Genomic DNA, 25823 nt, shown 5'->3' with positions numbered 1-25823 from the left:
GCGCCGGGATGCTGGCCGTGCTGCTCGCAGTCACGTGCGGCGCTCTCGCCGGGTGCGTGCCCCCCGACACAATGTCGATCGTCCCACAGTCCGATCTCCCCACCACGGAGTCCACGCCAAGCACTCCAGGCGCGGGCGTCCCGGCCATACCTCCCCAGGATGCCAAACCGGAAGATGACCCGGCCGCGGCGACCGACGCGGTAGCAGCTGCGATCGCCGCCGTCACGGCATACTGCCGGCCGAGCGTGAGCAAAGGCGAGTGGATAGCGGCGCTGTCTCCGCTCCTGACCGACGCCGGCGCGGTCGCCTACAACACGGTCAACCCTGCGACCGTGCCGTGCAAGTCCGTCACCGGGGATGCGAGCGTGCGGGACGGCGATAACGCCTACGTGTTTCGCGTGAACGTGCCGACCGATGCCGGCGTGTATGAGGCTTATGTGACGCGGCCGGTGACCTCGGCACCGTGGCGGGTTGAGAGAATGGCACCCCCGGAATGAAGGCCGGTGGAATCGTCCTCGCGGTGATCGCGCTTCCCATGGCGCTGATCCTCGGCCTGGTGCTCGGGATCACATCACTGGGCAGTGATCCCGCGAACGCCTGCACGCCGTCTGCGGCCGGCACGGTCAACGCAGCGGCGATCCCCGCCGACGCAAATGTGTCGGGGTTTGGACGCGAGCAGTTGGCGAACGCTGCCGCGATCATCAACGCTGCCGCCGCGATGAAATTGCCGGCCGCGGCGCAGACTCTCGGCGTGCAGGCGGCGATCGGTGAATCGAGCCTGAACAACACGAGCGAAGGTGACGGCGCGATCAACCCTGACGGTTCGGTAGCCGATTCCATGGGACTGTTCCAGCAGCAGCACTGGTGGGGCACTGTCGCGGAACGGATGGACCCTCCAACGGCCGCGCGGCTGTTCTACCAAGCCCTGGTGGGCGTGGCCGGTTGGGAGCAGATGGAACCCTCGATCGCGATCAACGCCGTGCAGGGCAACTCCGATCCCTACCACTACGTGAAATCCCGCCCCGGCGCCGTCGCGGTGACCGACTACCTCGCCAAGCTCGGCGGCTCTTCGGGCTCGGCGTGCAGCGTTTCCGGTGATGCTCGGCAAGTCGCGCAGCAGCTCCAAACCGCCATGGATAACGGGTCGTTGATCCTTGCGGAGGACCGCTACGCGGAGCAGATCACGAACATGGCCAACGGCACTGCGGTGGACGGCTGCAAGATCGACGTTCGCGTGTTGCAGTTCATCGCCCTCGCGGTCCAGAAGTTCGATTCGGTCGGAGTGTCCGACCTCAACCGGCACTGCACCGGTTCTCTGGAAGGTGCCGGCACCGGCTCGGCGCACTACTTCAAGGGCGGCGGCTACGCCGTGGACTTCTTCTCCATCAACGGCGGCGACCTTGGCAACGACGGGGACAACAACCTCGCCCTTATCGATCTCCTGTCATCGGTCGCGCCGGACGGCACGCGCGCCGGCCAGATTCAGTGCCGTAGCGGCGAAGAGTGGCCGCACATCACGCAATTCGAGGACACCTGCAACCACCAACACGTCGACTTCGGATACACCGACGGCCCACTCAACGTCACCAACTGACCGACCGAAAGGAACTCACCATGCCGAACTCAGATCGCGCAGGCCACCACCTCAGCGAGACCTGGCCGCGCCGCCTCCGGGACGGCCTGTTGTCCCTTATGGTGCTGCTGGTTGCAGCTCTCACGCTCGGGATAACGATCATCTTCGTTCTGCAAGCCGTGACGCTGACGCAAACCGACGCCTTCGGCTGGCCATACATGCTCTACCTGCTGTTGACCGTCGTCGGAGGCGTGGCCACCGTGCAGCTGGCCCGCGGTTTCGTGATGCTGATTTCAAACGCGCTCAGCGCATCACTCGCATCGCCAGGCCGCGTCCTGGTCACCTACCCTCGAGAATCGGACTGACCAATGAGCACCACTCCCCCGCAACCCGGCCCGCCTCAGCCCGTGTACATCGTGCAGCCGATCGTCTACGCCAGGCCCGCACGACTGAAAGCCGCATGGTCACTCACGCTCGGCATCCTGTCACTGTTCGTCGGATTCACCATCGTGCCGCCCGTTCTCGGTTTCGTGCTCGGCCTTACGGCATTGAAGTCAGAGCCGGCCGGCCGCGGAGCTGCGATCGCCGGCGTCATCTTCAACGGCTTCGTGCTGTTGTGCCTCGTCCTCGGAGTCGTGTTCATCGTGCTCGTGCTGGTACTCGCCAACATGGGACAGGAAACCAGCACCACAAGCCCGTAACCCGTCGATGGGCTTGAACCGGGGAGCGCTATGCCGTTACGAGAAGAATCCAGCTGATGGCCAGCCAGCCAACCAGCACGGCGGCCAAGCCGCACAGAAGGACACTCAGCAGGGCCTCCGTCTCGTCTTCTCGACTGGTCGAATACAGCCACGCCTGACGAACGGTTGCAGCGACCAGGACGAGAGAGCTGATTCCCGCGCATGTGGCTAGAAGAATTTGAAGACTCTGCGGCAACCACTCAATCGCAAGCGGCGCCACCCGGGCTAATTCCGGAACGCTCGTAGCAACGAGACCAACACCGATCCCGGCGACAGCGGCGACGACGGCGCGCGTGAGCGATGACCTCGACACGCTCCTCACACCTGCTCGCGAGTCCCCACCTGGTTCCACGACAGTATCCTCTCACTGGCCACCGACATCGATCGATGTTTATATACAGGGTGCTACGAGTAGGCTCGCGATCCATGACAGATGGATGGGGAATCGTTGCCGCGATCGCGACTTCGGTCAGTGCGATTGTCGTTGGGTTCCAAGCTTGGTTCACGCGCCGAAGTGTTGTCGACACAGCGGCCGCGCTTGAGTTGGCTCGTCAGGAGTTTGCCCGCGGCGAGGAGTTGCGTGTTCAGGCCGAACGGTCTCGAATCGACGCAGAAATGCCGCGGCTGACCGTGGTCATGGGTACCGGTTTCAGTGATCCACGGGAGCCGGGTTGGGTGCCGGCCCTCAATAACGTGACCGGGCATTACGAAACGAGTCTGGCACTGGAGCGCGTCTACTTGATGCCGCGCGACGCTGAAACGCAGATCGAGATCAGCTTTCAAGTTTCGGTGTTGAATGATGGACCGCGCTCAGCCGCCCTGCTCGTCTCCGAGCGACTGAACGATGACCAATCGGATAGAACCGTAATCCTCTCGCCTGGCGAGACCTCCAGTTTCATGGTCACAGTGCGCCGATCACTGCGCCGCTGGATCGAATTGGCAATGCCGTATATCGACCCTCCAGGGGCGGTAGCCGTCGACGAGTCAGCGTTCGAGCTGGCCTATACATTCCCCGGGGATGCCGGCGCAATAGAGAATCATTCCGTGGTTGTCGGGGGTTCGATCGTCGAGCGGGAGCCGGGGAATGATGCAGGCTGGCGGGTCTTGCCATTCAAGCCCGAAGGTCGCTACGGGCAGGTCGGCGGTGGGACCCAACCGTTTACCCGCCGATACTGGGCTTCGCGTCTAAACGAGCGGCAGCTTTGAGCTTTAGCTTCATTGACATGGCCGTTTCTCCAATAGCCTGTTGGAGAAATCACTGAGCCGTGCTGGAGCGCCCGAATGACTGAGATCGAGCCGGAAGGCTATCGCGAGACTCTCGCTCTGCTGAAGCAGCAGGTTCGAGAAGCACGATTCACCGTGCAACGTCAGGCGAACAACGGCATGCTTCGCCTGTATTGGCGAATCGGCGACACGATCGTTGCCCGCCAGCGGGTGGAGCGGTGGGGAACCGGGATCTTGTCGCGACTGGCCACGGATCTCCGGAAGGAGTTCCCCACGATGAAAGGGTTCTCACTCGCCAACCTCGCTTACATGCGCCGGTTCGCTGAGGGCTGGACGGAGGACGCAATTCTCCAACAGCCTGTTGGAGAATTGCCGTGGAGCCACATAGTCTCACTCCTCGACAAGCTCGGTGACCCCGCCATTCGGGATTGGTACGCGCTCAAGGACCTGCAATACGGCTGGAGCCGGGCGGTCCTCACTCACCAGATCGCCACCAGCCTCCACGAGCGCGAGGGCGCCGCGCCGAGCAACTTCGGCACCGCGCTCGAGGCGACCGACTCAGAACTGGCGCAACAAATCACCAAGGACCCCTATACGCTCGATTTCCTCGCGATCGACTCGGATGCGTCTGAACGCCAGCTGGAGGACCGGCTCACAGCTCGGATCATGGACACCCTTCGCGAGCTCGGCCGCGGGTTTGCGTTCGTCGGCCGGCAGGTCCATTTCGACGTCGACGGTGATGACTTCTTCGTCGATTTGCTGTTCTTCCACGTACAGCAACTCCGCTATATCGTGATCGAGCTGAAGACCACGAAGTTCGATCCTCGTGATGCCGGCCAGCTCGGCTTCTACGTCGCTCTCGTCGACGACCGCCTCCGCGACGAGGCCATCCACCGGCCGACCATGGGAATGCTGCTCGTCGCCGATAAGAACGAGACGGTAGTCCGCTACGCCCTCGCCGGAACCGCCCAACCGGTCGCCATATCGAGGTACGAACTCTCCGCCGCCGATGCGGCAGCCCTCCCCGCAGAAGACACACTCACCAGAATCGCTGCCGACACCGTCGCAGAGCCCGAATAGAAGTGGCGCACTACCGCGAGGTCTAGATCGCCAACTTTCCGCGTCTCAGGTAACCGGTCCGAAACTGGGTCAGGAGTCGATGGCTCATGTGAGATGCCGTCCACCGTCTGCTGCGACCCGCGACTTCACGCTGGGCGCTGCTCGAGCGCGCGAATCCTTCGGTACAAAGTCGCCCGGGACATTCCGAGCTCCTTGGCCACCTGCGCCGCCGGCTCGTTCTGCTCGAGCAGGTGAGCGGCTCCGCGGATCTGCGAGTCCGTGAATTTGATGCGGCGTCCGCCGAGATCTTTGCCGGCTGCGCGTCGCTTGCTGACGGAGTCGCCGATTCGCTCCCGCTTGATGTCCAACTCCATCTGAGCGAGCGCGGACATCACCGTGAAGATCATCGCCCCCATGGGGGTTCTCGTGTCGACGTCGCCGCCGCCGAGATTCAGCACCCGAAGGCCGGCTCCGCGGTCGCGGAGATTCTCGGCGAAAGCCAGCATGTTTTGTGTCGACCGGCCGAGGCGGTCGAGCGTCGTGATCACGAGAGTGTCGCCTTCCTCGAGCGCGGCGATTGCGCGATCGAACTCCGGGCGAGATGCGCGCGCACCTGACACTCCCCTATCGACGTAGAGGTCATCGCGCCGAACGCCGGCCGCGATCAGGTCTGCGAGCTGCCGATCGGTGTCCTGCTGCTTTGTCGACACTCGCGCGTACCCGATCAGCTTCCCCATGTGTCCAACCCGTCTCACAACTCACCTTGATTACACGAATCATGACATCTGGTTGCGACACATAGTTGCAAGAATCGCCGCCCGCCGAATTCTGGGTCGCGACGATGACGCGCCCCTGCTGAAACGAGACATCTCGCATCCCTAGGGCTGCGAGACGCGATTGCCCGCCCGTTTAGGGCACCTGTGTGGGCAAACAATGCGGGCGGGGTAAACGGGCATCCCAAAAAATGCCGGGGCCGCGGCAACAGACGACACCAACCACCGCCCGTTTCTCGACCGGCTACCGGGCACCTCAGCCACACCCATCTTCCGCGCATGGGCGGCGACTCAAGGTCGAGGCCTCGCCTGAAGTAAGCGAGACCGAATTGATCTCCCGCGATCTCATTGCTGTCGTCACCGAGCTCGAGTCGCCATCATCGAAGACCACCGTGTTAACGCTACGGTCGCATCATGACAAGCGCAGGCCCGCAGAGCCATGTTCTAAGACAACTGGTCTTCCCTGACAGGTACGAACCGCTAGTTGCGGCGTTGGGACCGGAAGTAGCTCGCCTGATTGTTTCGCCGGCAGCTGACACCTCGTTGGTGTTTCAGACCCTCGCGGAGGACGTACGAGCCAGGCGACAGGGTCTGTTTGTTCCAATCGTTGCAGCTACCGGAACTGGGAAATCGACTCTCGCCAACAATCTAACCGTGTTCTATCCCGACGACTTCGCTCCGACCGTTTCGTTCGATTTTTCGCAAGTCACGTTCGACGGACTGGTAACCACGGTAGAACAAGCCATATCTCATGGTCCGGCCAATGAAACAAGAATCGTCCCGCTGCTAGTTGATGGCCGTGAGAGTAATCCCCCTTCGACCGAAGAACTTGCTTTCATCAAGCGATTCTTAAGAGAGCCGAAGGTGGGCTGGAGAACCGTTGTCCTTTGGCCAGAAACGTCGCAGCCCCTAGCTAAGTCCATGGCGGATAGCTATGTAGAAATAGCAGGCACCGCTGCGATCGATCTTCCCGCCCAGGTCAGCGGACCACACCGTGAGGAGTGGCAGCAGATTGCTATCCACACGTTGGATTTAGTAAACCAAGCTGGCAATCTCGAGGCTCTCGGCGTGAATCCTCGCGACTACGATCCAGCTGCCTCGAACACTCTGGGTGAGTTCCTTCGAAAGATTTCGACTGATTTCACTGCACTACGTGTTCGGTTATTGAATAGCACCAAGAGGCCTCTGCGCCTGTCCATCGTCTTTGCGAGTGAATCTAGTGACGCAGGCGTACTTAGCCAATTAACCAACTCTGCAAAGTATGGGCTTGTGGACGGAAGCGCCCTCATATCGGCAACTAAGACGAGCGTAATTGGAAAGTACTGGGCGGCCAATCGAGGTCTTCTTACTCAACTGATCGTACAACTCGACATTCGCGCGTTCTCACTACCTCCGCAGGTGACCATTCCATCGTTGCGACGATTCGGCGGCGCGGCAGTTCAAAGCGATTTAGAGGCCTTAGGGATCTCGGACCGGGCGGACCGAATAAACGTGGCTTGGGGCCGTACCGACCTCGGAAGGTACTTGGACGGCACTGCTCGCGAGACATTTGAAAGCCGCGGCACACCGGCTACGAGTTCGACCAGTGCCTTCCAGCTCCTAGCCGAACAGGGATTCAACGCGGGCAAGGACAAGAGTCTCAATCGTGGCGTTCTCGATGCACTTACGACCTTCATGGCGGCGAACGGCATTCCGTTCAGTGAGGACAAGGCAGAGACGATTCTCGATTTCTGCCCGCTAATTCCCGATAACTCGTTCATGCTGAACGGTGACCAGCACTGCATCGAGTACACGTGGCGCGCTGGAGAATTCCTCGCACCGAAGCGCAAGAGTGAGGCCGCGACATACATCCTCACCAAGATCCAAAATTACGGCCGCGAATTGGGTCAAGCATAGGACGCATTTGCGATCGGTACCGTTATCGACCAATCCACATTTCACTCTTACGGCGTGAGGAAAGCGCCCCGTGAGGATCGGCTTACGCGCATCGAACCCGCCACATAGCGATCAGAGAATGCCGCCAGATAGCGCGCAACTCCACAGGAGTGAGGACTCACGCCTGATCGATCGTTTCTGACTTGCCTCCTCAGCGCTGCGCACTGACCACCTGCTGCAACTCGTCGAGCGCCGACTTCACGTCGTACACCGGCGCCTCTTCCATGAATTCGTCAAATAGAGCGAGGGCGCCAAGGCTTGCGGGCGCCCACTCCGGAGCTCCCACGCCTTGGAGCGTCGTAGGCCCGCGAAAGAAGTTGTCCGTCACCAGCGGGTTTGACAAGTGGCGGATGCCAAGACCCTCAACGACCGCCGAGCACAGGACGGCGTAGAGACGATAATTGTCGCCAAACTCAGCCTTCATCCGGAAACCCAACAGTCGGGTAAACCATCGATGGAAGTCGGCAAGCGCAGTAATGAAGCTGTCACCGCTGACTACTAGGGTTCGATTGAATCTGTTTCGAACCGCGCCGGGCACTTCTCCCAGCAATGCGGCTGACAGCGTGACCAAGGCCTGCCATGCCACGGAGTCGATGACCGCATAGTAGTTATGCTCAATTGCAACTCTGATCACCTCTCGCATCAGGTCCCGTCGTTGAGCTGAGCTTGCAAAGAGGCTCTGGTTGTCCGCCACTACAGCGATAGCGACCGCGAATGTCGAGCGATCCACGAGTTGATCACCGCTATCTCGTGCGATTTCCTCCAAGAGGTCCGTCAAATAGGCATCCTTGGCGGGCCAGAGACGGTATACCGAAGCGCGCGGAACATCTGCGCGCCTGATTAGATCATCCATATGGAAGTGGTCGACTCCGACCGTCAAGCCGTGAACTCGAACTTGTCGCAGGCCCTCCCCTAGCATTCGACTTCGCACCTCGTGAGGGCTCAGCCGCGGCCTATTTTTGTGCTCCTTCGACGCCGTCAATTTCACCCCTCTCCCGCGCCACAGACTCGCGGACACGCTCCACAGTAGTTACTACAGCTGTCGAACACGAGAGTTGGAGATGATACGACAGGGTTCTCGGCCGCCTGAGATTCTGCGTATCAATTTGCTCCTATCACTACCCGATCCTCAGGGAACATCATCGGAACACTAAGCGGCTGACCTCGCCGACGAGGCTCCGCTTCCCCGCGTCGAAAACATGACGTGGGGTCTCAATGGGAAGGGGAGAACACGTTGTCTGTAACCGACAAGACGGAAATCGAGCCAACCAGGATCGTGCCGCGGCAGAAGCGCAGGCTTCGGCACCTGGTGCCCTGGCTGATCGCGGCTCTGGCCCTTGCAATCGCCTCGCCGGCGGCCGCCAGCGCTGCCACCGTGGCGCTGAACGGCGATGTGCCGGTGGGCTACTACAAGCTCTACTACGGCAACTTCCGATCGCACACATCGGGGCCTGCGAGCCTAAGGCTCGACAGCGTCACAAACCTATGCGGTGGAGCCGAGCGATTCGGCCTCTACAACGGCTCCGGCGGAGAGACCGGGCAGAACCTGTTTACGGGCACCGGCTACTACCAGAGCTTCACGTGGGGCGGGGGAACCAACCTCCCGACCAACACATACGCGGTCTACGCGGGCAACACAGGTTCCTGCGGATCGCCGCTGACCAGCTACTGGACCGGCACCCTTCAGTGGTGACAGAACGGAGATGAAGAAGATGATCAAAAGCAACACTCGACGCCGTTCAATCACCGCCGTGGGATGGGGTGTGGCCGCATGCTCAGTCGGAGTGCTGGTAGCGTCCATGACCGCTACCGCCGCCTCTGCTGACCCCGACATCGGCAACTCCTTCGGCAACGCGATCAGCGCCAAGGTCGCACCGGATGTCTTCCTGTCGGCGCAGGCGGAGTTCCCGGAAGCGCTGCCTGACGGCGTGAGCTGGCCCGATGCGCTGCCACCCGAATTCCTAGAAGACGGGGTAGGCATGCAGGCGAACGTGCCTCGGGCGATCGCATCGATCTACTGGAAGTGCGCCTGGGAGGATTCGTACATCGCGGCTTCCCGGGCGGGTGACGCGGACTCTGCAAAGGCCGCTCTCGGTCAACTCTCGGGCTACGTCGATCTTCCGTTCTACAAGGAACAGGTCGAAGACCCGGATGGGCAGTGGTCGAAGCTCATCCTGGAGCCGGCCCTGGCCGGTGACGCTTCTGGCGTGGTCGCTGACTTCACCGCCGGCTGCGAGTGGTACGCAGGGAACCAGAAGTAAATCCCCCCGCACGCCGCTAGGAGTCGAGCCCTGGCCTGCCAAAAAGGTGGGTCAGGGCTCGACTGCGTGCGTCAGGTAGGCACCTGTACCAGCGATTGCCTAAGGCGCTTTCTAGCCCGTGAGTATCGGGCTCTTGCGGCTTCGGTGCGGATGCCGAGTACGCGCGCCGCGTCGCCGAGCGAGAATCCCTCCCATGCCACAAGCAGCACCAGCTCGCGGTCCTCAATTCGGAGTGCTGCAAGGGCATCGCCCAACTCGCTCTCTGCCAGAGTTGTGCGGCTTTCTTGCTCCGCTACGAGCAGAGCTGATCGGAGACTTTCTGTAAGAACTGATCGCCGTGTCGTCTCTTTGTAGTGAGTTTTGAGAACTCTGTGTGCGACTCCGAAAGCCCAGGCCCTTCGGTCTGAGAGCGGCTGAGGAAGCGCATCCCGCCGTCGCCACAGCACGAGGAGAACTTCACCCAGACAGTCACCGGCCGCGTCGGGTGGTGAGACTCGCCGTGAGAAGTAGTTGAGGAGGTCGGGGGCGAGATCTCTGATGTACTCCTCGAATCCCTCGCTTTCGCCGGTCACCGGATCACGTTCCCGTAGTAGGAGTCGCAACCACGCCCGTAGTAGATAAGCATCCAACCGCGATCGCCCGCGGCTGCCGCGTCGGACTGAGTCTGCAGATAGTCGATCACTCCCCCACCGTCGCTTGCGACGGTGGCAGGCCAGGTCAGCGAGTTCTGAATGCCTTCCGTCGCGGCATTTAGGCGCTGCTGGTCGTTGGCACTATCCGCGTCGAGCCACTCTCGAAACCAGAGGCAGCGGGCGGCATTCTCGTAGAACACCTGCACTGTGGTTTCCTGCATGGTTACATGGCCGGAAGAGCCAGGAGACACGAGTCCCTTCTCGGCTAGAACTTTTGCAACAGGGGCGATTACGTCATCGCTCGTTGCTCCGGGCGGCAGCGGCAGGTCGGCGGGATACGCGTCCACGATTGCCTCGGGCGCGTCGGAGGCATCTAGGCCGAGCCATTCCGAGCGGTCGACGACCTCGCTTCCGTCGCCCCCATAGGTATCAGTGTGGGCGCTCCACAGGCTTACTCCCACCGCCGCGGCCGGCGCACCAACCACGAGGCCTGCGATTGCAAATCCGATGCCAAGACGCCAGCGGCGGCTTTGCCGTCGCCTACTGAGTTCGCGCTCCATGCGGTGCCGGGCCTGGGGATCTTCGAGCGCTTCTACCAGCCGATCAGTCTGAGTCCTCACGTGCTGGGACATGGGAGCGCTTTCGAGCCTTGCTAGCGCCCCATCCAGTTCGTCGTCGGTAACCATATCTTCCGCCTCTCGTTACCAACCACATGGCACTTCGGATCAAAAACGTGACAGGAGAGAACGTTCAACCGGGAAACCCATCGCCGCCGTCTCTGGTCGATACACTCACGACTACGCGGCCTTGGTCGTCGGTTCCCTGCTCGCGAATGGAGCTGAGAGGGTCGGATGAGGATGGCGTGACACTGCCAGCTGGCATCGCAACCGTCGCGGTCATGCTTGAGATGCCCGTCACGTTGTTGGTTCCGTGGACCGAATCCAGCACTTCGCTCCCGTCCGGGAAGTTGTACCCGGTGTAGGTCTCGACGGTTGCAAGGGGAAGTGCATCGTGGCAGTAGCCATTCGCATCACATCCTGCGGCCGGCGATAGGAGCCCAACGATTACTACGATCGTTCCGGCGGCGAGGGCGACGAGAACTGCGATTAGTACGACGAGAAGCACTCCGAGCTGGGCCGCGCTGCGCCGTTTCGGGACAACGGAAACCTCCTCAGGGGCACCCCCTGCCCATGTCATCTCTGGCTGGTCAGAGTCACTTGCCTCTACTTGCATGACAGCCTCCCGCAGCGGGAGCATAACCCCCCGGTGTTGAGTTTCCTATGAAGCGGCCGCGATGAGTGCTTCCACGAAAGCCTGAGCAGTCTGATTTTTATCGGTAGTGGTCAATTGGGAGAGATTGAACGTATCGTCGTTCGCGATCTGACCTCGAGCGACGACGATTGCGGGGACTGTGCTGAAGAACAGATCCTTGGCGGCGGCGAGAGCGGTCGCCTGCGTCGAGTTGAAGCGCGACGTGTAGAAGGAGCTGTACCGGTTAGGGAATGTACCACCGACCTTGTAGGTGGATTTGAACAGTGCTGCGAAGGATGTGGTGGGGGCGAGCCAGATCGTTCTTCCTATGTTGTAGGCGGAGGCGTCCTGGCTGAAATCCACGCGACCATAACCGCTGGCGAGCACGTTCTCGTTGGCGTTGATTAGGGCTCGAGCCCAGGCGAGCGTTGAGGTGTACCCGGGCCGCGTGTTCTGCCAGCCGGCTAGACGGAACAGCGACAAGATGTCGCCGGCCCAGTTGGTCATGTCCATCAGAGTGCAGGTGTTCTTTGAACTCTCGACCGACCCTAGGAACATCGTGCTGTTGATGGCGCCGGCCAGGTGGTACATGTCGGCTCCGACTTTGAAGGCGGGTTCGACGTAGCTGCGGAGGAGGGGCACAGCGAGGCCGTCCATCCAGTTGATCCAGTCGTAGTCGAGCGGGCCTGCCCATCCGGTCCAGTATTCGCCTTGGAACTTCGGGTATCGCAGGTACTGGGCGGTGAGGAAGCTCTCGGTGTAACCGAACGGGCTGGTGTGCGTTTGTAGGTAGTCATGTGCTTTGGTCTGCACCCAGTCGACGTAATCGAAAATTGCCTTGTTGGGGTCGACGGGTGTACTGAGGCTGGTTACTCCGTTGTCGCGGCCAGACTTCACATTCTTGTCGATTTCTACCGCACCGGTGCCAGTGCCGATTGTGAGGTTCTGGATCTGGTTGAATGCCCAGTTGGCCGGGAGCCGGAACCCTAGGTTGCCGCTCCAACCTGTCGACAGCCCGGCGATGAAGCTGCTGATGGCCAGGTCCACCTCCGGAGCACACACTCGCGCACACACGTTCCTCGTGCCATATACACCGACTGTGTACGGGGAGGCGAGAGTGTTGAGTCCCTTGCGAACGCCCTGGAAGTAGCTGAGGACGCTCACCGCCGCGGGGCCGTCGCCGAAGTCAATTTCCTCGTCAATGGCGTCGAAGTCGACAGCGAAGTAGATGATCGTACCGGCAGGGAAGCCATAGCCGGTCGCCGCCTGGTGGGCGCGGCCAGCATCCGTGACTCCCTGGTTATAGGTGAACCAACTTGCTTCATCTCCGCCCTCCTCAAATATGGGGAAAATCGAGAGTCCAGCATTGAGAATCGTGGTCAGTTCGCCTGGCTTGATGTTCTTGTCGAGCGCGCCCGGCGCCTGGAAGTTGGTGAGGTACCGGCCCACGGTCTTGTATCCAGCTGCCACGAGGGAAGTGGCTCGATTGACCGTGATCGTTGATGCCATGTCAGCTGCTGTGCCGGTGCGGTTCGGGTCACCAGTGCTGACGAGAAACTCCGACCATGTGCGGAAGTCACCTTTGCCTGTGAGTTCCGCAGAAGTGAACGCTGAGAAGCCCTGAAAGCGCTGGACTGAAAGGCTGTCCGCGCTCGTGAATGTGCCGTCGAAAGTCGTGGAGGACTGGTTGAAGAGCATCAGGCACTTGAACAGCCGAACCCACCGCTTGGTGGAATCCGTCGTTCCGATCTGGATAGCCACAGCCGCAGATGCCTGCAACTGCGAGGCGGTTCCGGGACCGTACTGGCCGTCTGCCTGAGCATCGGTCTGTCCCAAGTCATATTGAAGCGCCATCACGAACGCTGTCTGGGTGTTGCGGTTGAAAACCCCATCCGTGGGGCAGTACAGGTAGTTGGTCTTGGCAATGTAGGTGCGGTTCAGCCACTGCTGAGCAGTCCGAATGCTCGCGATCCCGGTGGGGAGAAGAACGAAAGCATCAGTGTTCAGTAGTGCGCGGAATTGCTTGGGAGTTACTGACGCGGCCGTAGAGGTGTGTCCCATGTCGGTTTGGAGAGCCTTGAGCGCGTCTCCGGTGCGGTTGTCCGTCCAGGTGCCGCTAATCGCGTCACCGTCGTAGCCTTTGCAGTAGAGGGCGCACTGCAGCAGTTTCGTCCGGTTCGTGGTGGTGTGGGTTGCACTGATCGTGCCGTATTGCTTCATCAGCGACCATGTCGTCGGACCGAGACTGTCGACCACTGGACTGATGCCCATTTCGTGTTGCAGACCCATGATGATTCGATCGATTGTCTGCTGACCCGTTAGGCCGTCCTCCACACAGGGCGTGTAGCCCGCCACGCTGCCGTACGTTGTGTTGAGCCACTGCTGAGCTGCAAGTACCATCGGATCGGCCATTTGAACCTCCAAGTGAAAGCGCAGCGATTGCGCGAGATGACGCGCAGACTCGGCTCGCTCGCCCGCTGGATCACCGTACCGATGCGACCTCCGACGAAACGAGATCCCCCGGCTCCGAAGTTGAGACGCTACGTATCAGCCGCACCCGCACTTTGCAGGCTACTCATTGCTCCGCTTCGTCCTCGGGGGCGCCATGGAAGGTGGTCGCTGGCGGCCGCGCACGCGAGCGCCAGCGATTCCCCATTGCCGGGCGCTGTAGCGGATGACCCGGACGCCGGGGCCGTCGTGCCACTACAAGCGCAGCTGCTCGGGCGTCGTCATGGCTCGTTGATCCGTGCGAACGCCGTCTCGATGGCTTCGACGTAGCTGTCGACGTCGGTGGAGTCGCTGTTGGTCCACTCTTCGAGGATGGCGAAGAGACCGCCTGCCAGGAATGCGGCCATCAGGCGGCCGTCGGCCCGGCGACTGACAATCGTCGCAGCTTGGTCGTGGAGAGCGCGTCGGAATCCGACATCGAGGGGTCCGAACACGAGACGATAGAACGGCCGGTGCTCCAGGATATAGGCCAGCATGCGGGGAATGTGGTCCGGGCCGGCGGCGGTGGCCACAGTAAGCCGGTTGAGCTCGCCGGTGCAGAGGTCGGCCGCGAAGGCGAAGATGTCTGGATAGTGCCCGTAGAACGTGGTGCGGTGCACACCTGCAGCGTCGACGAGCTCGTTGATGGTGATGGCGTGGAGTGGTTTCGTCACCACGAGGCGTGTCAGGGCGGTTGTCAGGGCCTCGTAGGTGCGGATGGTGCGCGGGTCGTCATCGACCCTTCTGGAGCTTCGTCGAGCCGCGCCGGCGGCGTTCTTGGCTCGTGACGTCGAGGTTTTCGCGCTCATCCTCAGCAATCTACGCCCAGGGCAGAGCAACGCCCCCGACCGGGAGAGAGAGTGGGCCGGGGGCGTGCTGATTGCGGGTGCTAGGCGTCGAGCTGCTGCTCGGTCTCGTCCATGAGTTGCCGGGCGACCGCAGCATCAGCGCGAAAGCGAGTGGCAATGGCACCGCCTGGTTCGCGGCCGTTGTAGGTGTCTGACTGATCTTCGCTCTCGGCCTGGTGCTCGAGCGTGGCCGCGTACTCTTCCAAGGCGTTCACGAGCACGGAGTAGCGAGCGTTGCGCGCATCGTTGTCTGCATTCAGGTCAAGCTCTATGCAGCCGGTCATGCTTGCATCCTTTCAGTCTCGGCCGACAACGGGATAGAGCCAGCGGCCGGCTTCCACACGACTGCCTTCTTGCCCTGCGGGCTGAGACCCCAGGATTTGAACTGGTCAAGGTAGAGCTTCTGGACTTTCTCGTTGGCTGCGTTCCCGTAAAGCTCGACGTTCGCCGCTGTGGCTGCCGCCTGCATCGGCTCCGCCATCGCCTCGCGAAGTGCTGCGCCGAGTCCCACGCCTGTATGCTGCACGACGTGGTTCTTCAACTCCCACCGGGCGTTGTGCCTGTCCTCCGTCATCACGATGGCGGCCCGCCGCGACGGACTCATGTAGATACGCGATCTACTCCGGAGGGCGTACACGATCCACACCACCGCTGACGCGGCAAGAACGACCAACGCGAAGGCGGCTACCAAGATGACGAGATCCGCGAGGATCAGGCGTGCATTTCCGTTCTCGATCAGCCAGAAGAGCACGCCCGTGACGGCGATTGCGAGTAAAGGCGAGGCCACTGCTAAGGGGTTGAATCGGACGCCTTTGAGTGACCACCACGCCATGCGCGGGAAGTCCCGCATGCGGGGCTCCCGACAGCCGATCGTGGCTGCATCTGGCAGCCCGGGGAGTGTGCTTGCTGAAACGTTAGTCATGGAGCTTTGCCCCTATTGGCCGTTGTCTTCGCGGGTGACACGTCGAACCTGGGCGACCTGGCGTCCGAGATCGACGCCGACGTGGTCGGCCTGGATGACGCGTCCGTAGGTCTTGTTTCCTTCCGGTCCCCAACTGCTGGTGTGCTCGCGGCCGACGATGATCACGGCGTCGCCTTTGTGGAGAGTCGCTGCGGCGTTCTCGCCCAGTTCGAACTTTGCCTCGACGAAATGCGTGGTGGCGGCGGGGTGCTCGACGTACTTCCCGCCCAGGTACTCCCCCGTGTTCTCGATGACTCGGAGTTTGGTGATGTTGATGCTGCCGACCTGGACGACTTCGACGTCGACGGCCAGGTTTCCGGTGATGGTGCGTGTTGACATGAGTTCTTCTCCTTCGATTTTGTTCGGTTACACGAGCTTGTCGATGAGGTCGGGCCGGTAGCCGGCCCAGTGGTTGTGGTCGTCGACGACGACGATGGGTGCTGCGCTGTAGCCGAGTTCTTCGGTCACGTACTCCAGCGCTGCAGGGTTGGTCGTGACGTCGACCTCTTCGTAATGGATGCCTTTCGCTGTGAGGTGCCGTTTCGTTCCGATGCACTGCCCACAAATCGGCTTCGTGTACACGGTCACGGTTGTCTCAGTCATGACGTCCATCCCCTTCCCCACCAACAATTTTTTGAGCCTGTCTGGCAGAGGGAATCGTTTGTGAGCGGGAGCGCCGCAGTGCCGGGTCGTGGAATACCGGAGTGAGCGCAGCGAGTGTGGATGTGCCGCGAAAGCCTGGAACGGTAGGCGTGGAGCGAGCTACGGTGAACGGCCAGACAGGTGAAAAATGGTCAAGCCCTACTGTGCCGCGCCGCGGCTCCACGAGCGTCCGGCCTCCGTGCCGGCCGCACTCCCCGCACTCGATCGCATGGCACCCCCGTGCTTTCATGAGGACTGCTCTGTCCGACTACCGGTGAGGCACGAGACGCCTCGAGTGAGATCCACGAGCTCATACCCGCGTTCCTGACTCCCGAAACCTAACCCACTTCTTGCGCGATGTTCCCTAGATGCTACCCAAACGGAGAACAGACGTTCGATTATGGCGTGGCGTCTCCACCGCATGAATCCGCGGATTCTCCCCCGGGCGCCGATTTCGATGCACCTCTCGGCGGCCTCTGGCGGCCTTCAGAACCGCTTTTGCCCTTGATCTGGGTCAATTGCCCACGCCCCCGAGATTCGGCCATTCTGAGCCAATTCCGCGTTCGAACGCGGCTGTGCGGTTCGATCAAAGCACTATGAATCACTGGTATTCTTGCATTACAGGTGTTGCTTGTTTCGATTGCATATATTGCATTTCATGCAATGGTTTAATTGCTGGCAATTAGAGCACCCGTGGGCCGCCACATATCCCGTACCGCTCCTCTAAGCTGGCCTGGTTGGGTTGCGAGAAATACCTTGATTGCAAGCATTCATTGCTATTCTGGGATTACCCGAATAACCATGAATACTTGCATTACTTGTTTTAGGAGACTTGCCGTGGTTGAGATTGACCGGAGCGTCCTGCAGCGAACCGTTGCCGTCATCAATAACAAGGGCGGTGTCGGCAAGACGACCCTCACCACGAACATTGGTGGTCTCCTGGCGGCATCAGGATGGCGAACGCTGATAATCGATTTGGATCATCAAGGCAATGCAGGCCTGGATCTGGGCTATCGAAACACCAACAAGGATGATGATGGCGCAAACCTCCTAAAGGCACTCCTGATGGGGGAGAGACTTCATCCGGTTGAGGTGCGACCGAACTTAGATGTCGTGGTGGGCGGCAGCCTGCTCGAGAACGCCAACGGACCGCAGCCGGCGTCTGCATCGAAGAGGGGAGATGCCCGCCTATCGGTCGCGCGCGCGTTGGAACCTATTGCCGCCGATTACGACATCATCTTGCTCGATTGTCCTCCCAGCAGTGACAGCATCCAGTCCGCCGCGGTCGCAGCGGCCCGTTACGTCCTGGTGCCGGTGAAGACAGACAGGGCGAGTCTCGAGGGCCTAGCTCTGACAGCCAACCGCCTTAGCGCCATCTACCAGCTGAATCCAGACATCGATCTACTCGGCATCGTTCTGTTCTCGTCAACAACGTCGGCCGTGAAGGTACGCGAGGAGTTCGTCGACCAGATCGTCGAGGTGCTGGTCAGCGATGACGCGGATTCTGAGGAACGGGACGCGGCCAAGAAGTCGATCTTCGACAACTTCGTTCGTAACGCCGAGGCCGTGGCAAACTCAGCGCGGAACAAGGGGGTCCTCGTGCACGAACTCGATGAGCAGGTGCGAAAGGCTGACAAGTGGTGGGTGTCACTTCGCAAGGGGGAGCCGGCAAAGCGGGTGGGACCAGCGTCCTCGAAGAGTGTTGCTGATGACTTGCAGGCCATCACGCAAGAGCTAGTGGCCCGGCTGACCGAGCTCGAGGCAGAGGCAGAAGTGGAGGAAGCGAATGTCTGATGATGCGTCCCGCTTTGTTGGCGGCCCGCCTCCGCCACCGCGAAAGGCGCGTGGGCTGACCAGGGCCTCCCGGCCAGCAGTGGCCGCCGACCCCGAGCATGAGAGCACGCAAGCGATCGTGACCATGCCGCCGCTCAACCAGCCGAGCGACGAGACCGAGTCTGAGCAGGCTTCGGCTGTCGAACAGCTTACGCGCATCTCGCCTGCACCCGTCATTCTGCAACGTCCGGCTAATGAGCAGCGGCCAGTCGTTGAACAGCAGCCCTCGGGGGAGCAGTTTGATGTTCCAGTGCCCCGTCGGCATAAAATCAAGGTCACATTCGAGCTCGACTCGGAGCTCAGGATGCGGGCTCGGACGATGTTCAAGCTGACAGGCGAGGATGAGGGAGACGTGTCCTTCGGAGGAATGCTCGCGACACTGATCGAGAACGAGTGCGTCCGCCGCGAACGCGTATACAACGGGGGTCGTCCTTTCGAGGGCACAGACCGCAAGCTTCGTCCGGGCCGACCTTTAGGCTGACCGGTAGACTCAGTGCCGCCTGTGGCGGCTCCGCTGGTCCGACGCACCAGGGTAGGGCTTGGATGCTTTGGGTGTTGCGTCTTCACTCGAACTACTTGCAGCGGGCGGGCGTCAGGTCCCGCTCTGCGAGGGCGAGGTGCACGGCCATGTGCGCGTCGAGGTAGGGGTACTGCTGCACGCGGCCGCCGATCACGGCCACGTCATCTTCGGGGCCGACGAGGTTGCCCTGAATGAGCTTTCCGGTGTCGTCGCAGATGACGAGATCCCGCTTGTTGCTGTCGATCGCGATGATGCGCTGCGCCTCGAGGTGCGCGGCTGGGCTGAATGTGCGGGTGATGTTCACGCCGTCGCAGAGGTAGCGAACCTCTACGGGCATGTCTTCGCCCTGGCCAGCAATCAGGGCGGTTCCCTGGTCGTCGTAGCTGTCGGTCATGCCGTTGAACGAGCGGCCTTCGAACGTTCGGGCGATTCTCGCCACCTGGTCGTAGGTCGGGCCGTCGTCGTAACTGACACCGATCCACGCCGACGCGGTGCCGGTGGAGCAGCGAACGGAGAACTTCACGCCGGGGAATGCGGCTTTGAGCTGCGCACGGATCAGCTTGGCCACGTCTTTGGTGATGATGTAGTTGGTCATCGTGTCTTCTCTCTCCCCTCCACGTTTTTTGCCGTGAAGGCGGTTTACCGCCGCTAGGGAGAGACGGCCGGAGTGCCAGTGACCGTGGAATACCGGACGGAGCGCAGCGGAGGAGGATATGCCGCGAAAGCGCTGGCGCGCAGGCCGGCCGACCGTATGCTGCCGAAGGCTTCACGGCAAATGAACGGGCCCCCCGTGGGTGCTTGCAGTCGGCCGGTCCGCCGGCCGTCCGATCGCCGGCGCGGGCTCCGTCCCGCGTCGGCCGCGTCCTGAAGCTAGTGCACACCAAAGCGCCACCCCGTCCGGTGGGAGAGAGCACGGGACGGGGTGGTGCTTAGTGGGGGAGTGGCGCTAGTCGGACACCTCGCAATCGAGGCAGACCGGGGCGAGTACGGTCCCGCCGAGCCGGTGTGGCCTGCCTGTCGAGGGGCAGAGCAGGTTCCTGGTGCGCTTTTGCACCTGGGCTTCGGCCTCTTGCGTCTCGTCCTGGGTCAGCTCGCCCGCGTGTTCGTCCGTGGGGTTGTTGCGTCGATCCCACTCCACACGCTCCCAGGCGAGCACGATGAGGTAGGCGTGAGCGGCCTCGTCGCCGTGGTCCTCGAATTCTCCGGCGCCGGGCTTGCCGTACCCCGTTCCGCGCTCGGGCAGGTAGCAGGAATCCGTGACGTACCGGTATGTGGTGGCCTGGTCGGGAAGGTCGGCGGCGTCGAGCCATTCTTCGCGGATGCACTGGGCCTGGATGAAATCGACGGCGGCCGCGACCTTCGGCGGGAGCGGGATGGGTGAGAGTTCGTTGCTCATGGTGCCCTCCTTGAGGCTCGGGGTGTGTGGGTGGATGGTGCGGGGCCGGCCTCCGTGGCGGCCCCGCACCTGGGCGGGTCAGAGCGACCGGAGCATGGCGATGATGGGCAGGAATGCCAGATGCACGTTGAGCGTGGCCACCACGGCGTCGACGACCTCGGGGGAGGGCTTCTGCTCGATCGCGTCGGTGACGGCCTTGGCCTGTGCGTCGCTGAGTCCTCGGGTGTCGCCCTCGTTGTCGGCGGTGAGCGCCAGTGCGGAGCCGAACAGGGCGGCGGGGTGGCCGAGTGCGTGGGCGATGATCGTCAGCGGGAGATTGAACGGTGCCCCGTTGATCGCCCCCTCGTCGTCCACGTACAGGTCGATGCCGTCGCGGCAGCGCACGACGTCGAAGTTCCGGGCGCTGATCGCGATCTGGATTGCCTTCCACGTCTTCTCGGCGGGCACGGCGACCTGCTGCAGCTGGTCGACGCCGATAAGGATGCCCCGGTAACTGGCTGTGTCGGTGGTGGTCATGGTGTCTCTCCTCGGTGGTCAGATGTGGTGGGTTCGGTGACGGCGTATCCGTCGATCACGCCGGAGCGCATCAGGTCGAGCTCCTCGATGGCGGAAAACATGGCGTCGTGCTCGTCGAATGGGATCAGGCCGGTTGCCCAGTCAGTCCCGTACTGCTTGGCGAGCCATTTCGATGCCAGCTCGACGTCGGTCGCGGCGGTGATGGTGTCGCCGTTTGGTGTTGTCAGGATCAGCACGACGGCTTCTCGTTCTCGGGGAGGGTGAATCCGCGGGTGTCCTCGAAGTAGGCGCGAGCTTTCGCGGTGGTCTTGATCGCCGCCCACGCTTCGGGGGATACGACGTAGGCCGGATCGCCGTCGGCGTCGGTGAATGCCACGCACGTCCGCGCGTCGAGCACGGCTCCGGTGACGGGGCAGGTGATGACCCGCCCGACGAGATAGGCGACCATCTGGCCGCGCACGATGTTCTCAAGGGTTGTGCTCATGGAGTTCTCTCCCTCAACCGATCTTTTGCCTGTCTGGCAAGCGCAGCGATTGAGAGCGCACGGCCCGCAGTGCACGCCAATTCGGGCGAAATAAGCCCGTGAGGGCGCGTCCTAATTGGTGGGCACGAAGGGTCGGGAGCGAACTATCGTGAAGTGGCCAGACAGACGGAAAATCTCTAATAGGCAGCGCCGCCGGCGGCGGCTCCGATCGGTCAGCGCAGTACGCCGGCCGCGCCGGCGTTCCTCCTGCAGCTCCGTGTCGATCTGCTTTCGTTTTGATATCAGAGTGAAAGTGTTCCGATATCGGAAGAAGGGTCCGGCCTCCGTGCCGGGGCCGGGGGAGTGGCCCGGCGTGACAGCGGGGGAAGACTGCCACGCCGGGAGCTTGCTACTCCTCGGACTCGTCGAAGTCGTCGCTGGTGTCGTCCTGGTCGACCGGCTCGGCCTCGACCGGCTGGGCGTCACCCTTCGCGGCCTGCTCAGCGCGGGCGGCGACACGGTTCTTCTCGTGCTCGGTGATGATCTGCTCAACCTCGCTCAGGCTGTAGCCCCAGGCAGCGATCTGGTTGAGGTAGAGCGCATCACGAGTGCCCGGGTTCCGCCAGCTCATCTTCGACGTGCTGGCCTCGATGCCGCCGAGCACCACGGCAAGGGCGACGTGCTGCGCCTTGCTCGGGGTGGCCTCGACCAGGCCGGAGAGCTTGTCGCGGTCGTAGTAGCCGCCGCGCTCCAACCCCATCAGTTCATGCGCCAGGGCGTTGCCGTCGCGGGACGCGCTGCCGACCGTGGGACCGTGGATAGTGAGGCCCTGGGCGATGAACTGTGCGGCATCCTTCGGCAGGGTCTTGCGGGAAAGGAAGGTGGCCAGCCACTCCCGGCGCACGGTTTCGGCGCTGGCCCATGCCTTGTTGTTGGCGATCAGGGTCTTCCGCTCAGCCTTCTGCTCGTCGGTCATCGGTCCGCTGTTCGCGCCGCTCCCGCTGTCCTTCCGGAATCCTGCCGCCTTGGGGTCAGCCAGGTAGTAGACCGGGCGCACCTGCCCGCCGAAGTAGGTCGCCACGTACACGGCGCGCCCTTCGGCGGCGTCGATCTGCTCCTGACTCGGGCGGCTGCCCTCAGCGGTCACCAGGTCGCGCACGAGCGTGTAGTCGTTCTCGTAGTAGCCACGCTCCCGGTCGAGGATGACGTACCCGCGCTCGGCGTGCTCCGCCTCGACCGCAGCCTTCCGCTCGGCCCTGGCCTTCTCGTCACGCGCCCGCTGGGCGGTGTGGGCGAACTGGCCGGGTTCGGTGGTGGCCACCTCGATCAGCTCGGCCACGGTGTCCTCGTCGCCCTCGAACTCGATCAGCGTCGCCGCCTGGTCGAGAGTGAGCGAGTGCGACACGATGGCGGATGCGGCGGCGGCATTCTCCGCGACCGCGATTCCCGCTTTCACGGTCGCAGGCTTGGTGTTGAGCCGCTTGGCGATCACCGTGGGGGTAAGCCCTTCGAAGGCGAGTTGCTGGTACGCGGCCACCCGGTCGGCGTCGGTGACGGCCTCGCGGTGCTCGTTCTCGGCCATCTGCTGCACGATGCGATCCACGGTCTTTTCGTCGGCGTCGACGATGTACGCGGGGATGCTCGCCAGCCCGACCTCACGCGCGGCGAGGGTGCGCCGCTGACCGGCTCGCACGATCACGTTGCCCTGCTCGTCTCGGCGGGCAAGGATCGGCGTCAGCACGCCGTTCTGCTTGATGCTCGCCAGGAACTCGGCGGGCAATTTCGCGTCGGTGCGCACATTCGCCTCGACAACGATCACGTTCGGGTCGATGTGCTCGACGGTGCCCTGCTGGGTGCTGACGGTGGCGGTGTTGGTAGTCATTGGGTTCTCTCTCCCTCAACTGATTTTTTTGCCTGTCTGGCAAGCGCAGCGATTGAGAGCGGACGGGCCGTAGTGCCGGGTCGTGGAATACCGGAGCGCAGCGAGGATATGCCGCGAAAGCCCGGAACGAAGGCCAGGGAGCGAACTATCGTGGAGTGGCCAGACAGACGAAAAAATTCGATCGGTCAGGCCGCGCAGCGGCTCCGCCAAAGGAGCCTGAGGCGACTTACCGGGGGAACATATCTATGAATCAGCAGCAGCTCTACCGTGACGCACACCCGACGTTATTTCTAATCCGACTAGGTCTGGGGGCTGCGGGGATTGCCATCGCAGTTGTACTTGCGCTCGTATTAACGAGTTTGCCTGATGGGGATAGGGATCTGGAGCAAGCAAAGGATGGCCTTGAGGCCGTGACAGCCGTCGTATTCACATTCGTACCAGTCGCACTCACCGTCTACGACAAGGTGGTGCCTTTCATAATCAGCGTCGGAGGACTTCTTGTGTCGCTGGCCCTGCTCTACTTTTCACCGGGGATACCAACATTTGTACCGGTGCTTCTTGGCGGGGTTGTGGCGCTTATCGTGAGCTTCTTCGGCGGAGGCACGCACTTCATCTGGCGATAGCACGCGCGCCTTACGCCACGACTGCGATCAGCTCGACCTGCAGCACGCCGGCCTGGACGAGCTGCAGCGCTGTTCGGTGATCGGCTCGACCGTTGGGCCCACGGGGTAGCGAGAGTGGTCGGCACGTTCGTCCGGGCGAACATCACTACGCCCTCGGGGGAGCGGCAACCTCGACGCTTCTTACGCATCCACGCACACTGGCGCAGCCGGGACGCGCGGCGCTGTTGTGAGGTTGACCGTCCAACATGGACTTCCTGGTCCGCATCTAGTCTCGACACGCCGGGGCTGAATCCGGCCCGATGAGGTGATGGCCTCCAGGATTGATAGCACGCTAGCGAGCTATCAACTCTTGTGGAGGAACGATGACGGCGATCGACAACAGGCCCCCGAAGAAGCGTGATGTCGCCGTTCAGTTGAACACTCGAGTATCGCTTGATTACCGCGAGCTGCTGGACGAGGTTGTGGCCCGGGAGGGCATCAGCTTGCGCGCTGCGGTTGAGACGGCCATTCGAACCACGTGGGGGAGTGGGGCTCAGAAGGCGGATCCGTCGTGAGCGCCGTCGAACCAGTGCTCCCTCGAGTTCCACGCGACCGCCTGAAGGCTCTGAATTTCGCGGCAGCTCAGGAGCACGATGACAGCAATCCTCTCGTGGGTTACAGCGCCCGGGTCTGGGCGCAGGTGTCCCTGCCGTACCGTGACCCGGGCAATGTGCCGTATTGGACTCGGAAGAACGGCGACGTCGAACTGACGATGCGTCCTGCTCTCCTGTCGAATCCGGACGGTTCGAAGTACGAGGGTTTCGCGTACGGGTTGTTGCCGAGGCATGCGCTCACCTGGATCGCAACGGAGGCGGTCCGTACGCAGAGCCCGGTGCTGCAGCTGGGCTCGAGCATGAATACGTTCATGCAGAAGATCGGGCTGGCCAAGGGGGGCCGCGATGCAAAGCGGCTCACTGAGCAGCTGCAGCGCTTGTTCGGTTCGCAGCTGTTCGTGCGTGGTCTGGCGATGAACGAGAACGGCCGCGGCGAGATGACGAAGTACTTCCAGATCGCTGACACGGTCCAGTTGTGGTTCTCGAAGGAGGTCGGCGACGAGAACAAGGGTTTGTGGTCCTCATCGGTGACCTTGTCGGAGTCGTTCTACCGGTCGATCGTCGATGCGCCGGTTCCGGTGCATCTGGAGGCGATGCGGGCGTTAGGCTCCTCGCCGATGCGGCTCGATATCTATCTTTGGGCGACGTACCGCGTGTTCACCCTGACCCGTCCGGCGAAGATTCGCTGGACGGAGCTGAATGACCAGTTCGGCGGCCAGTACGGGTCGATTCGTCAATTCAAGGCGGCCTTCATCAAGAACCTGCACGAGGTGAAGCTGGTCTATCCCGAGTTGAACGTCGAGGTGACTCCAGAGTTTCTAGTGCTGCGCCCGTCGCGCCCGCACATTCCGCCGACGAAGCGCAGAGTGGAGCTCCTTTAGCGCTCGGCAAGCCCAATGCGAAGCCGACGGTGACGTCACCAGATACCCACGGCGTATCCCGTCACCAATTGCCAACGCTCCGTTGTCACCATTTACCCACCCGCCGATTCATGGGACGCGCCCTCAGCGGGGCCGTGAGCCCTTCGAGAGGTGCTCGGCGAGCCGCGCGACGCAGGACCTGGTGCAAGGCAAGGGCCCGGAAGTTGCCTTCGGCGGGCATCTGGCGGATTGCGCGTGAGGGCGTCCTCTCGCCCCGGAGGTCTGAGTGTCGAATGTAGGTATTTCGAGTTTGGAACTCGGAGCAGGCTGCGTAGCGCTCTATGGTTGTGTCGGGTCGTCAAGTCTTCTAAGGGTAGGGCCAGTTGTAGAACTACAGCAGGAGTAACGAAACTGGCCCGACATCCGCACCATTTCAGCGATCGGGGTGCGTTGGTCCGGCATCGGTTGTTACCAATTACCCACGGTGACGTCACGACTTATCCACGGGGCCGTCACTGAACACCCCTCGACTGTCACCAAGTACCCACGGTTTTCGCGGGGGTCTTTGGTGACATTGAACGATCGGCAGGCGCCCGCGCGTCTGTGTCACCAGATACCCACGATCCGTGGTCGAGCCGCGTCACCAGGTACCCACGGCAGCAGCTTCGGCGCGCGATGGCCGTCCGCGCGCACTCGCGTCACCAGATGCCCACGATGGGGCGTCAGCTGGGGGTATTTGGTGACGGTGCAG

30 protein-coding genes and 1 pseudogene are annotated in these 25823 nt (G+C 62.0%); 14 read left to right on the top strand and 17 right to left on the bottom strand.

The annotated features are described in order from the left end of the window. The first annotated feature begins 17 nt into the window (after positions 1–17). The 6 genes from AC3WLB_RS22915 (at position 18) to AC3WLB_RS22890 (ending at position 4617) form a co-directional block, all read left to right on the top strand. Complete coding sequence (locus AC3WLB_RS22915) at positions 18–497, top strand: hypothetical protein (RefSeq protein ID WP_492510070.1); 480 nt, start codon at positions 18–20, stop codon at positions 495–497. Beyond that, a complete protein-coding gene (locus AC3WLB_RS22910; protein ID WP_492510068.1) occupies positions 494–1594 on the top strand; it encodes a hypothetical protein in 1101 nt (366 codons plus the stop codon). Before AC3WLB_RS22915 ends, AC3WLB_RS22910 begins: the two co-directional genes overlap by 4 nt. 20 nt (positions 1595–1614) lie before the next feature. After that, positions 1615–1938, top strand: coding sequence for a hypothetical protein (locus AC3WLB_RS22905; protein WP_492510066.1), 324 nt, complete (start codon positions 1615–1617; stop codon positions 1936–1938). A gap of 3 nt (positions 1939–1941) precedes the next feature. After that, entirely contained in the window at positions 1942–2274 is a 333-nt protein-coding gene (locus AC3WLB_RS22900; RefSeq protein ID WP_492510064.1) for a hypothetical protein, read from the top strand. A 465-nt stretch (positions 2275–2739) separates the two neighbouring features. Further along, a complete protein-coding gene (locus tag AC3WLB_RS22895) occupies positions 2740–3519 on the top strand; it encodes a hypothetical protein (protein WP_492510062.1) in 780 nt (259 codons plus the stop codon). A gap of 75 nt (positions 3520–3594) precedes the next feature. Continuing rightward, entirely contained in the window at positions 3595–4617 is a 1023-nt protein-coding gene (locus tag AC3WLB_RS22890; RefSeq protein WP_492510060.1) for a PDDEXK nuclease domain-containing protein, read from the top strand. A gap of 125 nt (positions 4618–4742) precedes the next feature. On the opposite strand, the gene AC3WLB_RS22885 is transcribed toward AC3WLB_RS22890, so the two are convergent. Then, the gene (locus tag AC3WLB_RS22885; RefSeq protein ID WP_492510058.1) at positions 4743–5333 is read right to left on the bottom strand and encodes a recombinase family protein; all 591 of its coding nucleotides are present in this window, start codon (positions 5331–5333) and stop codon (positions 4743–4745) included. A gap of 690 nt (positions 5334–6023) precedes the next feature. On the opposite strand from AC3WLB_RS22885, the gene AC3WLB_RS22880 reads away from it, so the two are divergent. Beyond that, positions 6024–7265 (top strand): hypothetical protein, encoded by a 1242-nt coding sequence (locus AC3WLB_RS22880; protein ID WP_492510056.1) that lies wholly within the window; start codon positions 6024–6026, stop codon positions 7263–7265. Between the two features lie 190 nt (positions 7266–7455). On the opposite strand, the gene AC3WLB_RS22875 is transcribed toward AC3WLB_RS22880, so the two are convergent. Beyond that, positions 7456–8082 (bottom strand): hypothetical protein, encoded by a 627-nt coding sequence (locus tag AC3WLB_RS22875; RefSeq protein ID WP_492510054.1) that lies wholly within the window; start codon positions 8080–8082, stop codon positions 7456–7458. Positions 8083–8538: 456 nt separating this feature from the next. Here AC3WLB_RS22875 and AC3WLB_RS22870 point away from each other — a divergent pair, with 456 nt between their 5' ends. After that, the gene (locus AC3WLB_RS22870; RefSeq protein ID WP_492510053.1) at positions 8539–8997 is read left to right on the top strand and encodes a hypothetical protein; all 459 of its coding nucleotides are present in this window, start codon (positions 8539–8541) and stop codon (positions 8995–8997) included. Between the two features lie 10 nt (positions 8998–9007). After that, positions 9008–9565, top strand: a complete 558-nt coding sequence (locus AC3WLB_RS22865) for a hypothetical protein (RefSeq protein ID WP_492510052.1) — start codon at positions 9008–9010, stop codon at positions 9563–9565. 71 nt (positions 9566–9636) lie between these two features. Here the strand turns inward: AC3WLB_RS22865 and AC3WLB_RS22860 are convergent, their stop codons facing one another. The 9 genes from AC3WLB_RS22860 to AC3WLB_RS22820 form a co-directional block, all read right to left on the bottom strand. Then, positions 9637–10137, bottom strand: coding sequence for an RNA polymerase sigma factor (locus AC3WLB_RS22860; RefSeq protein ID WP_492510051.1), 501 nt, complete (start codon positions 10135–10137; stop codon positions 9637–9639). Next, positions 10134–10883, bottom strand: a complete 750-nt coding sequence (locus AC3WLB_RS22855; RefSeq protein ID WP_492510049.1) for a hypothetical protein — start codon at positions 10881–10883, stop codon at positions 10134–10136. Before AC3WLB_RS22855 ends, AC3WLB_RS22860 begins: the two co-directional genes overlap by 4 nt. Before the next feature lie 64 nt (positions 10884–10947). Continuing rightward, positions 10948–11430, bottom strand: coding sequence for a hypothetical protein (locus tag AC3WLB_RS22850; protein WP_492510047.1), 483 nt, complete (start codon positions 11428–11430; stop codon positions 10948–10950). A 45-nt stretch (positions 11431–11475) separates the two neighbouring features. Then, positions 11476–13860, bottom strand: coding sequence for a glycoside hydrolase domain-containing protein (locus AC3WLB_RS22845; RefSeq protein ID WP_492510045.1), 2385 nt, complete (start codon positions 13858–13860; stop codon positions 11476–11478). Positions 13861–14177: 317 nt separating this feature from the next. Beyond that, positions 14178–14744, bottom strand: coding sequence for a TetR/AcrR family transcriptional regulator (locus tag AC3WLB_RS22840; protein ID WP_492510043.1), 567 nt, complete (start codon positions 14742–14744; stop codon positions 14178–14180). A gap of 80 nt (positions 14745–14824) precedes the next feature. Beyond that, positions 14825–15067, bottom strand: a complete 243-nt coding sequence (locus AC3WLB_RS22835; RefSeq protein WP_492510041.1) for a hypothetical protein — start codon at positions 15065–15067, stop codon at positions 14825–14827. Further along, positions 15064–15633 (bottom strand): hypothetical protein, encoded by a 570-nt coding sequence (locus tag AC3WLB_RS22830; protein ID WP_492510039.1) that lies wholly within the window; start codon positions 15631–15633, stop codon positions 15064–15066. The genes AC3WLB_RS22835 and AC3WLB_RS22830 overlap by 4 nt, the downstream gene beginning before the upstream one ends. Positions 15634–15717: 84 nt before the next feature. Further along, positions 15718–16083, bottom strand: coding sequence for a single-stranded DNA-binding protein (locus AC3WLB_RS22825; protein ID WP_492510037.1), 366 nt, complete (start codon positions 16081–16083; stop codon positions 15718–15720). A 27-nt stretch (positions 16084–16110) separates the two neighbouring features. Next, on the bottom strand, positions 16111–16347 hold the full coding sequence (locus AC3WLB_RS22820; RefSeq protein ID WP_492510035.1) for a glutaredoxin family protein: 237 nt from the start codon (positions 16345–16347) through the stop codon (positions 16111–16113). 876 nt (positions 16348–17223) lie between these two features. Here AC3WLB_RS22820 and AC3WLB_RS22815 point away from each other — a divergent pair. Continuing rightward, complete coding sequence (locus tag AC3WLB_RS22815) at positions 17224–18180, top strand: ParA family protein (RefSeq protein WP_492510033.1); 957 nt, start codon at positions 17224–17226, stop codon at positions 18178–18180. 79 nt (positions 18181–18259) lie between these two features. After that, positions 18260–18700 (top strand): hypothetical protein, encoded by a 441-nt coding sequence (locus AC3WLB_RS22810; protein ID WP_492510031.1) that lies wholly within the window; start codon positions 18260–18262, stop codon positions 18698–18700. Between the two features lie 91 nt (positions 18701–18791). On the opposite strand, the gene AC3WLB_RS22805 is transcribed toward AC3WLB_RS22810, so the two are convergent. The 6 genes and pseudogenes from AC3WLB_RS22805 to AC3WLB_RS22780 all read right to left on the bottom strand — a co-directional run. Then, positions 18792–19334: an LPD29 domain-containing protein gene (locus AC3WLB_RS22805; protein ID WP_492510029.1), complete on the bottom strand. Its 543-nt coding sequence runs from the start codon at positions 19332–19334 to the stop codon at positions 18792–18794. 351 nt (positions 19335–19685) lie between these two features. Continuing rightward, positions 19686–20135, bottom strand: a complete 450-nt coding sequence (locus tag AC3WLB_RS22800; protein ID WP_492510027.1) for a hypothetical protein — start codon at positions 20133–20135, stop codon at positions 19686–19688. Positions 20136–20213: 78 nt separating this feature from the next. Then, entirely contained in the window at positions 20214–20651 is a 438-nt protein-coding gene (locus AC3WLB_RS22795) for a DUF3846 domain-containing protein (RefSeq protein WP_492510025.1), read from the bottom strand. Then, positions 20648–20887 carry a hypothetical protein gene (locus AC3WLB_RS22790; protein ID WP_492510023.1) on the bottom strand — a complete coding sequence of 80 codons (240 nt, stop codon included), beginning with the start codon at positions 20885–20887 and terminating at the stop codon, positions 20648–20650. The genes AC3WLB_RS22795 and AC3WLB_RS22790 overlap by 4 nt, the downstream gene beginning before the upstream one ends. Further along, entirely contained in the window at positions 20881–21135 is a 255-nt protein-coding gene (locus AC3WLB_RS22785; RefSeq protein ID WP_492510021.1) for a hypothetical protein, read from the bottom strand. Before AC3WLB_RS22785 ends, AC3WLB_RS22790 begins: the two co-directional genes overlap by 7 nt. A 1423-nt stretch (positions 21136–22558) precedes the next feature. Then, a pseudogene (locus tag AC3WLB_RS22780) lies at positions 22559–22996 on the bottom strand (ParB/RepB/Spo0J family partition protein); the annotation flags it as partial. Positions 22997–23151: 155 nt separating this feature from the next. Here AC3WLB_RS22780 and AC3WLB_RS22775 point away from each other — a divergent pair. The 3 genes from AC3WLB_RS22775 to AC3WLB_RS22765 all read left to right on the top strand — a co-directional run bounded on the left by AC3WLB_RS22775 (position 23152) and on the right by AC3WLB_RS22765 (position 25093). Beyond that, positions 23152–23619: a hypothetical protein gene (locus AC3WLB_RS22775; protein ID WP_492510019.1), complete on the top strand. Its 468-nt coding sequence runs from the start codon at positions 23152–23154 to the stop codon at positions 23617–23619. A 362-nt stretch (positions 23620–23981) separates the two neighbouring features. Next, positions 23982–24173, top strand: a complete 192-nt coding sequence (locus AC3WLB_RS22770; protein ID WP_492510017.1) for a hypothetical protein — start codon at positions 23982–23984, stop codon at positions 24171–24173. Next, on the top strand, positions 24170–25093 hold the full coding sequence (locus AC3WLB_RS22765; RefSeq protein WP_492510015.1) for a replication protein RepA: 924 nt from the start codon (positions 24170–24172) through the stop codon (positions 25091–25093). The genes AC3WLB_RS22770 and AC3WLB_RS22765 overlap by 4 nt, the downstream gene beginning before the upstream one ends. Positions 25094–25823 lie beyond the last annotated feature (730 nt).

Source organism: Herbiconiux sp. FW305-C-125 (genome assembly GCF_058783455.1).
The sequence above is the reverse complement of the archived record's forward strand: the minus strand, read 5'-3'. Positions and strand labels throughout refer to the sequence as shown.

Coding starts and splice junctions, on each gene's coding strand:
- AC3WLB_RS22820 (WP_492510035.1), bottom strand. CDS start 16,347: ATGACTGAGACAACCGTGACCGTGTACACGAAGCCGATTTGTGGGCAG.
- AC3WLB_RS22845 (WP_492510045.1), bottom strand. CDS start 13,860: ATGGCCGATCCGATGGTACTTGCAGCTCAGCAGTGGCTCAACACAACG.
- AC3WLB_RS22900 (WP_492510064.1), top strand. CDS start 1,942: ATGAGCACCACTCCCCCGCAACCCGGCCCGCCTCAGCCCGTGTACATC.
- AC3WLB_RS22850 (WP_492510047.1), bottom strand. CDS start 11,430: ATGCAAGTAGAGGCAAGTGACTCTGACCAGCCAGAGATGACATGGGCA.
- AC3WLB_RS22895 (WP_492510062.1), top strand. CDS start 2,740: ATGACAGATGGATGGGGAATCGTTGCCGCGATCGCGACTTCGGTCAGT.
- AC3WLB_RS22770 (WP_492510017.1), top strand. CDS start 23,982: ATGACGGCGATCGACAACAGGCCCCCGAAGAAGCGTGATGTCGCCGTT.
- AC3WLB_RS22855 (WP_492510049.1), bottom strand. CDS start 10,883: ATGGTTACCGACGACGAACTGGATGGGGCGCTAGCAAGGCTCGAAAGC.
- AC3WLB_RS22910 (WP_492510068.1), top strand. CDS start 494: ATGAAGGCCGGTGGAATCGTCCTCGCGGTGATCGCGCTTCCCATGGCG.
- AC3WLB_RS22785 (WP_492510021.1), bottom strand. CDS start 21,135: ATGAGCACAACCCTTGAGAACATCGTGCGCGGCCAGATGGTCGCCTAT.
- AC3WLB_RS22825 (WP_492510037.1), bottom strand. CDS start 16,083: ATGTCAACACGCACCATCACCGGAAACCTGGCCGTCGACGTCGAAGTC.
- AC3WLB_RS22800 (WP_492510027.1), bottom strand. CDS start 20,135: ATGAGCAACGAACTCTCACCCATCCCGCTCCCGCCGAAGGTCGCGGCC.
- AC3WLB_RS22885 (WP_492510058.1), bottom strand. CDS start 5,333: ATGGGGAAGCTGATCGGGTACGCGCGAGTGTCGACAAAGCAGCAGGAC.
- AC3WLB_RS22795 (WP_492510025.1), bottom strand. CDS start 20,651: ATGACCACCACCGACACAGCCAGTTACCGGGGCATCCTTATCGGCGTC.
- AC3WLB_RS22905 (WP_492510066.1), top strand. CDS start 1,615: ATGCCGAACTCAGATCGCGCAGGCCACCACCTCAGCGAGACCTGGCCG.
- AC3WLB_RS22830 (WP_492510039.1), bottom strand. CDS start 15,633: ATGCGGGACTTCCCGCGCATGGCGTGGTGGTCACTCAAAGGCGTCCGA.
- AC3WLB_RS22805 (WP_492510029.1), bottom strand. CDS start 19,334: ATGACCAACTACATCATCACCAAAGACGTGGCCAAGCTGATCCGTGCG.
- AC3WLB_RS22890 (WP_492510060.1), top strand. CDS start 3,595: ATGACTGAGATCGAGCCGGAAGGCTATCGCGAGACTCTCGCTCTGCTG.
- AC3WLB_RS22865 (WP_492510052.1), top strand. CDS start 9,008: ATGAAGAAGATGATCAAAAGCAACACTCGACGCCGTTCAATCACCGCC.
- AC3WLB_RS22835 (WP_492510041.1), bottom strand. CDS start 15,067: ATGACCGGCTGCATAGAGCTTGACCTGAATGCAGACAACGATGCGCGC.
- AC3WLB_RS22840 (WP_492510043.1), bottom strand. CDS start 14,744: ATGAGCGCGAAAACCTCGACGTCACGAGCCAAGAACGCCGCCGGCGCG.